Here is a 7,934-nt window from a genome sequence, read left to right as displayed (position 1 = left end):
CCCTCGCCAACCTCGCGGGCGCCGGCATCGAGGTCGTCTGCTACAACTTCATGCCGGTCCTCGACTGGACCCGCACCGACCTCGCGGACCGGGTCGCCCACGGCGGCTCCTGCATGCGCTTCGACCTCGCCGATTTCGCCGCCTTCGACCTCCACATCCTGAACCGCCGCGGCGCGCCCGAGGACTACCCCGAGGATCTGCGCGAGGAAGCCGCCGCCCGCTTCGCCGCAATGGACGCCGCCGCCAGGGCCCGGCTCGCCCGCAACGTCGCCTTCGGACTGCCCGGCGCGGCCGAGAACCTGACCCTCGACGACCTGCGCGCCCATCTCGACGAGTACGGCGCGATCAGCCCGGAGCGGCTGCGCGCCCATCTCGTCGCCTTCCTCGAGGAGGTCGTCCCCACGGCCGAGTCCCTCGGCGTCCGGCTCTGCTGCCACCCCGACGATCCGCCGTTCCCGCTCCTCGGCCTGCCGCGGGTGATGTCGACCGAGGCCGACTACGCCGCCGTCATGGCCGCCGTGGACAGCCCCGCGAGCGGGATCACCCTGTGTTCGGGCTCGCTCGGCGCGCGGCCCGACAACGACATCCCCGGCATGATGCGCCGACTCGGCGACCGGGTGCACTTCCTCCACCTCAGGAACGTCGCCCGCGAGTCGGACGCGATCCGCGGCTCGTTCCACGAGGCGGAGCACCTCGGCGGCGTCACCGACATGGTCGCCGTCATCGCCGCCGTCGTCGCCGAGGAGCGCCGCCGCGCCGCCGCCGGCCGGTCCGACACGTCGATCCCGATGCGGCCGGACCACGGCCAGGACATCCTCGACGACCTCAAGCGCAGCGGGGGCCAGCCCGGATACCCCGCCATCGGCCGCCTCAAGGGCCTCGCGGAACTGCGCGGCATCATGACGGCGCTGTCGCACCCCGAGCATGGCCTGCCGGCGGGGGGCTGACCGCGCCGACATCGCGTTGCCTGCCCCGGGGAAATGTGCGATCACCGCGCGAAAGCCCAAGGGATGCTTGAGATGATCGATTTCGCCGCCGCCCGCGAAGCCATGGTCGATTGCCAGGTGCGTCCGTCCGACGTGACGCGCTACCCCGTCATCCTGGCGATGCTCGACGTGCCTCGCGAGGTCTACGTGCCCGACGGATTGCGCGCCGTCGCCTACTATGGCGAGCACGTGCCGCTCGGGAACGGCAGGGTCGTGCTCGACCCGCGCGTCTTCGCCAAGATGCTCGATGCGGCCGAGATCGGGCCGAACGACCTCGTGCTCGACGTGGGCTGCGGGCTCGGCTACTCGGCCGCGGTGATCGCCCACATGGCCGAGGCGGTGGTCGCGGTCGAGGAGGACGCCGCCATGGCCGCCGCGGCCGAGGCGACGCTGTCGGCGCAGGGCGTCGAGACGGCCGTGGTCAAGGCCGGCCCCCTCGCCGCCGGCGTCCCCGCGCACGGACCCTACGACGTCATCGTCTTCGAAGGCGGCGTCGAGCGACTGCCCGCGGCGATCGCCGACCAGCTCAAGCCCGGCGGCCGCATCGTCGCGATCTTCGTCGACGGCGCGAGCGGTCAGGCCCGGCTCGGGCTGAAGGTCGACGGCGGCATCGCCTGGCGGCGCGCCTTCGATGCAACGGCGCCGGTCCTTCCCGGGTGCGCCGCGACGAAAGAGTTTGAGTTTTGAGATACCCGCGCCGATACTCGGCCGAGCTCCCGGCAGAGGGGCGTTGAGGTGAGCATGTACTCTGGTAGAAAACCCCGATTCCCGACTTTTGCGCAGGCGGTTCTTGCCGGCGTGCTGGCGTGGTCCGCGCCGGCGTCGGCCGAGACGCTGACCGACGCGCTGATCCGCGCCTATCAGACGAGCCCGCTCCTCGACTCCAACCGCGCCTCGCTGCGCGCGATCGACGAGAACGTCGCCCAGGCCCGCGCCGCCCGGCGACCGCAGGTGCAGGCGGGGGCGTCGGCCGCAGGGCAGACCGACATCTCCGACTTTCCCTTCGACAACAACGCCCAGCTGGCGTTGCAGGCGAGCCTGCTCCTCTTCGACAGCGGCGAGAGCAAGGCCGCGATCGAGTCCGCCCGCTACGGCGTCGCCGCCGGCCGGGCGAGCCTGGTGAACGTCGAGCAGGAGGTGCTCTTCGCCGCCGTCACGGCCTACATGGACGTGATCCAGGCGCTCGAGTTCGTCCGCATCGCGGAGAACGACGTCCGCGTCCTCGGCGAGCAGGTCGACGCCACCAACAGCCGCTTCGAGGTCGGCGAGGTCACCCGCACGGACGTGAGCCAGACCGAGGCGCGGCTGGCCGCCTCGCGCGCGACCCTTGTCGACTCGCGCGGCAATCTCGAGGTGGCGCGGCAGGCCTACCTCGCCGCCGTCGGCTCGCTGCCCGGCAAGCTCGAGCCGCCGCCGGTGCTGCCGCAGCTGCCGGCCTCCTCCGAGGCCGCCGCACAGCTCGCCGTCCAGCAGAACCCGCTGATGGTGGCGGCGCGCTTCAACGAGCGCGCGGCGGTCTCCGACTTCGACCGCGCCCGCTCGGCGTCGAAACTCTCGATCACCGCATCGAGCCAGGTCGACTACAGCTGGCAGCGCGTCTCTCCGAACCTCGCGCCCGGCACCCGGGTGACCAGCGACAACTACAACCTCAGCGCCTCGATCGACGCGACCCTGCCGCTCTATAGCGGCGGGCGCAACTCGTCGTTGATCCGGCAGGCGCAGCAGGTGCTCGAACAGCGCAAGTTCGAGGTGCAGGATTCCGGCCGGCAGGTGACCGAGCAGGCCTACAACGCCTGGACCCAGCTCGAGGTGGCGCGCGCGTCGATCGTGGCGAACCGCGAGCAGGTCGTGGCCGCGCAGATCGCCTACGAGGGCGTGAGCGAGGAGGCGCGTCTCGGCGCCCGTTCGACCCTCGACGTGCTCGACGCCGACCAGGAGCGGTTGCAGGCCGAGGCCGAGGTGGTCCGGGGGGAGCGCAACGAGTACGTCGCGCATTATGCGGTGCTGCGGGCGATGGGGCTCCTGACCGTGGAGCACCTCAACCTCGGGATCGAGAGCTACAACCCGGATGTCTACTTCCGGCAGGTGCAGCGCGCGCCGGTTGGCGGCTACGACACCAGCGTCGTCGACAGGATTCGCCAGCGCTGGGAGAAGCCGTGACCGCCGAGAGCGACGAGCCGGGCCCGCGGCGGACGGGCGAGGAGACGCCCGAGTCGCTCGCCGAGGTGCTCGCCTCGATCCGCGCCCTCGTCTCGGCCGAAACCGGCGCCCGGCTCGACGGGGCGCCGGGCGGCGACGTCATCCTGCTGACGCCGGGGATGCGGGTCGACGCGCCGGCCCCGCCGCCGGTTCGGGCGGGCGAGCTTCTGTCGGCCGGGCTGGCCGAGGCGCGCCCGCGTGTCGGCGCGCCGATCCTCGACGAGGAGGCGCTGCGGCGGGTCATCAACGACATCGTGCGCGAGGAATTGCAGGGCGAACTCGGAGACCGGATCAGCCGAAACATGCGCCGGGTGATCCGCCGGGAGATCGGCCAGATGCTCGACGAGGCACGGGGCCCCGCCGATTCCGACCCCGAGCCCAACCCCGACCCGTGACGCGGCCGCCTAGCGATCGGCGGCGGGCGTCTCGACGAGGTCGATCAGCACGGGATAGGTGAGTGCGGGATCGGCGCCGGGCTCCATCGGGTCGATGATCTCGTGCCCCAGCCGGTCCTCCACCGGAAAGACGTAGCGGGTCAGTGGCTTGCCCGACGCGGCCCAGAGGTCGCCGAAACGGTCGGCGGCGGGAAGGCTTATGGCGCGGTCCGCGGCGTTCGTGACCAGCGCCAGCGAGCCGCCGGCGGGCGGCGCCTCCGCCAGCCGCTCCAGGGTGGCGCGGGCGAGGCGGAGGATCTCGCCCGTCCCGCGCGTGGCCTGGCGGGCGTAGGCGTGCGGCATGCCCTCCCAGGCGGCGCGGCGCAGCGGGTCCTTCCAGACCGAGACGTTCGGCAGAAACAGCATGATCCGGGTCAGCAGGTCGTTCGCCCGCGCGCCGAAGCCGGGCAGGCCGAAGAGCGGCGCGACCACGACGGCGCGCGCCACCTCGGGCCGGTTCGCCGCCGTCCAGGCGGCGACCGTGCCGCCGGCCGAGATCCCGAGCACGACGACCTCGTCGCCGAGGCCCGCCGCCACGTCCACCGCCGCGTCGCCCCAGGCGCGCAGCTCCCCCGCCGTCATCCGCGCCAGCGCGTCGGTGGCCCTGTCCGCATAGCCGTTCTGCGGCATCCGCGGCGCGATGACGTTGTGGCCGCGCGCGAACAGCGCGGGCGCGAGGTCGACGAAGGCCTGCGGGCAACTGGAGACACCGTGCAGCAGCACCACCGCCACCGGCCGCCGCTCGCCATGGTCGAGCAGGCGCGGATGGCAGAGCGGGTTGAGCGGCGTGGGGTCCGCCGCCGCATCGGCCGCGAACCGCGCCAGCGCCGCGGCATGGTCGGCCGCCGGCGCCGGGCGCGGCCCGAGGTCGTACGTGACGATCGGCCGCAGCAGCAGATAGGCGAGGGCGATCGCCACCGTTCCCGCCACCGCCGCGAACGCCAGGCGCGCGGGCAGCACGAGCGCGAGCATCGCGGCGAGCATGAACAGCGCGACCCCGCCCACCGCGATCAGCGCCAGCGCCTTCTGGGTGACGCTGAGATGGGAGAGCGCCGCGATCGCCGCGTCCATGGCCCGCTCAGGCCGCCAGCGCACCGAGAAAGCCGAGCGCGCCGAGCCCGAGCACGAGCACGCCGGCGCCGATGCCGAGCACCGCGGGCGCGAGTTGCGCCGCCCGGCCGGGTCCGGCCGTCAGCACTGCCGCGTCGCGGCTCGTCGCCGCGAGCCAGGCGACCAGCGCCGTAAAGCTCGCCGTCCCGAGCCCCATCGCGACGACGCCCGCGACGCCCGTGCCCGGCATTCCCAGCCGCCAGGCGATGACCAGCAGAAAGATCGCCCCGGCGCAGGGACGCGCCGCCATTGCCGCGATCAGCGCCAGCGTCTGCCCCGGACCCTCCGCCGCGTCCGGTGCGGGGCATCCACAGCCATGGCCGTGGCCATGGTCGTGCGCGGACGCACGGGGCAGGGCCCTGATCCCGCGAACGATGATCCAGACGCCGACGGCGGCCATTGCGAGGTTCCCGACAGGCGCGAGCCAGCGCTCCGAGCCGGCGGCGAGGCCCCGCGCCGTCACGCCGACAAGCGCGAGGCCGCCGAAGACGACGACGATCGCCGTCGCCGCCTGGGCGAGGCTGCCCGCGGTCGCGACGAGCGTCATGCGCCTCGCCGTGGCGCGGCCGCCGAGCGTCGCCGCGGCGACCAGCGCCTTGCCGTGCCCCGGTCCGACCGCGTGCAGGAAACCGTAGCCGAAGCAGAGCCCGATCAGCGCCCAGCGCGTCGCGCCCTCGCCGCGCAGCGCGGCGAGCTCGGTTCCGAGCGCGTCCTGTGTCGCGCGTTGCAGCGCGGCGACCTGCCATGCGAGCATCGCCAGCCCGCCGCTCGCCCAGGCCCAGAAAATCGCGGCCGCGAGCACGGCGAGGAGGGCCGCGGCGACCAGTCGCGTCGGGACGGGGTGCGTGCGCGTGTCGCCGAGGCTCAGTCGCATTCGAGCCGCACCCTGTCGGCGAAGAGCGCGCCCACCTCCTCGGCGGGATCCTCGTCGACGCCGATCTCGGAGAGGCTCAGCTGGAGCGCCATCAGCGACTCGGTGGCGCGGAACGGCTCGACGCTCGCCTCGCACCCATCGGCCGGTCCTTGCAGCGCCGGCTTGTCGGTCACCGCGTAGGCGGTGAAATACGTGGGGTCGTAGACCTCGACCACCGCGGCGTCCGGCCGGAACGGTTCGGCGACGCGCCGGTTGAAGCGGATCACGGCGCGTCCGTCGTCACGAACCTCCGCCTCCGGCGCCTCCGGCCCGCCCAGCGCCACCGCGCGCCCGTCGGCCCGAAGGTACGAGTCGCCCTCGAAACCCTCGATCCATTCGGTCTGATAGGCCGCGAGGGCCGTCTCCTGCTCCGATGTGAGGGGCTTGCCGAGGTCGATGCCGAGATCCTCGAGCATGAAGAGCGAGCTCATCGCGTCGTAGACCCAGGTCACGCGCAACTCGGACAGCCGGCCCTGGCGGTCGAAGACGAAATCGACGCCGCCGTCGATGAAGACGTGCGGGTGCGCGACCGCTGCCACCGGCGCGAACAGCGACGCGGCGACCGCAGCCGCCGCGAGCGGCGTCCGTCCCCTCCGTCTCCAGCCTCGTTCCTTCGGCCGCGCCATCGTCCTCTCCCGGCGTCCTCTCCCAGAATCCGCGAGCGGGATACGCCTCCGGGAGCGCATTGTCACGGGCAGAGCGGGCCGTGATCACGCCGGCGGCGCCAGACAGCCTATCATCCCGCCGGCAAGCCGGGCGAGCAGGGCGGGGTAGAGCCCCGGCCCCGGCTCGACGCCGACCCCGAGCGGGTCCAGCACGCCCGCGCGCGCCGGCGTGCCTTCGATGACGGTGGCGACGAGGCCCTGGTCGAACTGCGGCTCGGAGAACACGCAGATCGCCCCGGCGTCGACGACCAGCGCCCGAATTTCGGCGATGCGCGCGGCGCTCGGGGGCGCGGCGTCGTTCGCGGAGATCGCGCCCGCCGCGGCGAAGCCGAAGCGGTGCTCGAAATAGCGGTAGGCGTCGTGAAAGACGACGAAGGTCCGTCCCTGGGCCGCCGCGAGCCCGGTCGCCAGCCGCGCGGTCAGCGCCGCCGTCTCCGCGCCGAAGGCGGCCGCATTGGCGCGATACTCCGCCGCATTCGCCGGGTCGGCGGCGGCGAGCGCCTCGGCGACCGTGGTCGCGATGACGGCGGCGTTCTCCGGGTCCAGCCAGACATGGGGATCCGCGCCGGCCTCGTCCTCGTGCCCGTGCTCGTCGTGCCCGTGCTCGTCGTGCCCGTGCGCGTCGTGCCCCTGCGCGTCGTGCTCGTCCTCGTGGCCATGGACATGCGCCTCGAACGTGCCGCCAGACCGCCGCGGCAGCAGGCGCAGTCCCGGCGCGTCGAGAAGCGTCACCCGGACCGCCCCGGGGGCGAGCGCGTCGAGCGGGCCTTCCAGCCAGGGCGTGAGCCCGGGGCCGACCCAGACCACGACGTCGGCGGCGTCGAGCGCCGCGGCGTCCGACGGGCGCAGGGCGGCGTCGTGCTCCGGGGTTCCGGGAGGCACGAGCAGGTCAGGGGCCCCGAGATCCCCCATCACCGCCGCCACGATCGAATGGATCGGCGCGATGTCGGAGACGACGCGCGGGGCGGCCAGCGCCGGCGCCGCCGTCAACGCAGCGGCGACGGCGAGCCCGGAAAGAAGGGAGGCGATGGACATGCAGAGCCTCGCGATGCGTCCGGCCGCGCCGGATCTTGTGGGGGCAAGCCCTCCGGGCCTATTGTCCCGGCGAGCCAGTATCTGTTATAGTCTAACAATGAACCCGTCAACCGAGGACCTCCGCGCCTTTGCGGCGCATGATCACGCCCGCTGCCGCGCGCGGGCGCTCGCGGCGGCGCAGGAGCGGTGCCGGGCGCGCCGGCTGCGGCTGACGCCGGCGCGGTTCTGCGCGCTGGAGGCGCTCCTGGAGTCGCACCGCGCGATGACGGCCTACGAGCTGCTCGACCGGCTGCGCGACGCCGGCCACGGCGGCCAGCCGCCGGTGGCCTACCGGGCGCTCGGATTCCTCGTGGACAACGGCTTCGCCCACCGGATCGAGCGCCTCGGCGCCTATGTCGCCTGCACGGCGGGCGCGGAAGGCGCGCACCCGGCCGCCTTCATGGTCTGCCGGGCCTGCCGCGCGGTCGCCGAGACCGCGCTCGATGTCGGGCCGGACCTCGCCGAGCGCACCGCCGCCGTCGGCTTCGCTCCCGAGCGCACCGTCGTCGAGGTTGAGGGCCTGTGCGCCCGCTGCGCGGCGGCCCGGGCGTGA

At 73.7% G+C, this 7,934-nt stretch carries 9 protein-coding genes; 5 read left to right on the top strand and 4 right to left on the bottom strand.

Features of this window, described 5'->3' with window-relative positions; genetic code table 11:
* The 4 genes from uxuA to KBA23_RS06410 form a co-directional block, all read left to right on the top strand.
* On the top strand, nt 1-947 hold a 947-nt coding region (gene uxuA / locus KBA23_RS06425; RefSeq protein WP_290738182.1), incomplete at its 5' end, for a mannonate dehydratase.
* A gap of 72 nt (nt 948-1,019) precedes the next feature.
* Entirely contained in the window at nt 1,020-1,673 is a 654-nt protein-coding gene (locus KBA23_RS06420; protein ID WP_290738190.1) for a protein-L-isoaspartate O-methyltransferase, read from the top strand.
* Nucleotides 1,674-1,784: 111 nt separating this feature from the next.
* Nucleotides 1,785-3,146 carry a TolC family outer membrane protein gene (locus KBA23_RS06415; protein WP_290738179.1) on the top strand — a complete coding sequence of 454 codons (1,362 nt, stop codon included), beginning with the start codon at nt 1,785-1,787 and terminating at the stop codon, nt 3,144-3,146.
* On the top strand, nt 3,143-3,580 hold the full coding sequence (locus KBA23_RS06410) for a hypothetical protein (protein ID WP_290738177.1): 438 nt from the start codon (nt 3,143-3,145) through the stop codon (nt 3,578-3,580). Before KBA23_RS06415 ends, KBA23_RS06410 begins: the two co-directional genes overlap by 4 nt.
* A gap of 9 nt (nt 3,581-3,589) precedes the next feature.
* Here KBA23_RS06410 and KBA23_RS06405 read toward each other — a convergent pair whose 3' ends face one another.
* The 4 genes from KBA23_RS06405 to KBA23_RS06390 all read right to left on the bottom strand — a co-directional run bounded on the left by KBA23_RS06405 (nt 3,590) and on the right by KBA23_RS06390 (nt 7,342).
* Complete coding sequence (locus tag KBA23_RS06405) at nt 3,590-4,690, bottom strand: alpha/beta fold hydrolase (RefSeq protein ID WP_290738174.1); 1,101 nt, start codon at nt 4,688-4,690, stop codon at nt 3,590-3,592.
* Nucleotides 4,691-4,697: 7 nt separating this feature from the next.
* On the bottom strand, nt 4,698-5,603 hold the full coding sequence (locus KBA23_RS06400) for a hypothetical protein (protein ID WP_290738171.1): 906 nt from the start codon (nt 5,601-5,603) through the stop codon (nt 4,698-4,700).
* On the bottom strand, nt 5,594-6,268 hold the full coding sequence (locus KBA23_RS06395; RefSeq protein ID WP_290738168.1) for a DUF1007 family protein: 675 nt from the start codon (nt 6,266-6,268) through the stop codon (nt 5,594-5,596). The genes KBA23_RS06400 and KBA23_RS06395 overlap by 10 nt, the downstream gene beginning before the upstream one ends.
* A gap of 84 nt (nt 6,269-6,352) precedes the next feature.
* Nucleotides 6,353-7,342 carry a zinc ABC transporter substrate-binding protein gene (locus KBA23_RS06390; protein ID WP_290738165.1) on the bottom strand — a complete coding sequence of 330 codons (990 nt, stop codon included), beginning with the start codon at nt 7,340-7,342 and terminating at the stop codon, nt 6,353-6,355.
* A gap of 97 nt (nt 7,343-7,439) precedes the next feature.
* On the opposite strand from KBA23_RS06390, the gene KBA23_RS06385 reads away from it, so the two are divergent.
* The gene (locus tag KBA23_RS06385) at nt 7,440-7,934 is read left to right on the top strand and encodes a transcriptional repressor (RefSeq protein WP_290738162.1); all 495 of its coding nucleotides are present in this window, start codon (nt 7,440-7,442) and stop codon (nt 7,932-7,934) included.

Source organism: Amaricoccus sp. (genome assembly GCF_017995835.1).
Taxonomy (GTDB): Bacteria; Pseudomonadota; Alphaproteobacteria; order Rhodobacterales; family Rhodobacteraceae; genus Amaricoccus.
The sequence above is the reverse complement of the archived record's forward strand: the minus strand, read 5'-3'. Positions and strand labels throughout refer to the sequence as shown.